The organism is Stenotrophomonas sp. HMWF003 (assembly GCF_003061285.1).
Lineage (GTDB): Bacteria > Pseudomonadota > Gammaproteobacteria > Xanthomonadales > Xanthomonadaceae > Stenotrophomonas > Stenotrophomonas maltophilia_AP.
The window spans coordinates 1822-2348 of sequence record NZ_QAIW01000069.1; the positions used below are offsets into that span (position 1 = coordinate 1822).

The following is a 527-nucleotide window of genomic DNA, read 5'->3' on the forward strand; positions in this document are numbered from 1 at the left end:
GCCATTCATCCGCAGGAGACACACCGATGGGTATTTCGCGTCATGCCACCGCGCACTGGGAAGGTGACCTCAAGACAGGCAAGGGACAATTGAGCACGCCGCAGAGCGGCCTGCTGGACAAGACCCGCTATGCCTTCAGCAGCCGCTTTGGCGATGAGAAGGGCACCAACCCGGAAGAACTGATCGCCGCCGCGCACGCCGGCTGCTTCACCATGGCGCTGTCGGCCAAGCTCACCGAGGCCGGGTTCGTGCCGACCTCGCTGGACACCGAAGCCAAGGTGGACCTTTCCATGGAAGGCGGTCCGCAGCTGTCGCAGATCACCTTGAAGGTGAAGGCCGTGGTGCCCAACATCGACGCCACCCAGTTCCGGGCGATCGCCGATGACGCCAAGCAGAACTGCCCGGTGTCCAAGGCGCTGAGCGCAGTGCCGATCAGCCTGGAAGCCGAGCTGGCGTAACGCCCTGCGGCTGCTTCAGGGGGTGCCGGCCAATGGTCGGCACCCGCAGCGCGGCGGTACCTGTGGGGC

1 protein-coding gene is annotated in these 527 nt (G+C 65.7%); it reads left to right on the top strand.

What is annotated here, in order from left to right; genetic code table 11:
* The first annotated feature begins 26 nt into the window (after window positions 1-26).
* The gene (locus DBR34_RS02650; protein ID WP_128095581.1) at window positions 27-458 is read left to right on the top strand and encodes an OsmC family protein; all 432 of its coding nucleotides are present in this window, start codon (window positions 27-29) and stop codon (window positions 456-458) included.
* Window positions 459-527 lie beyond the last annotated feature (69 nt).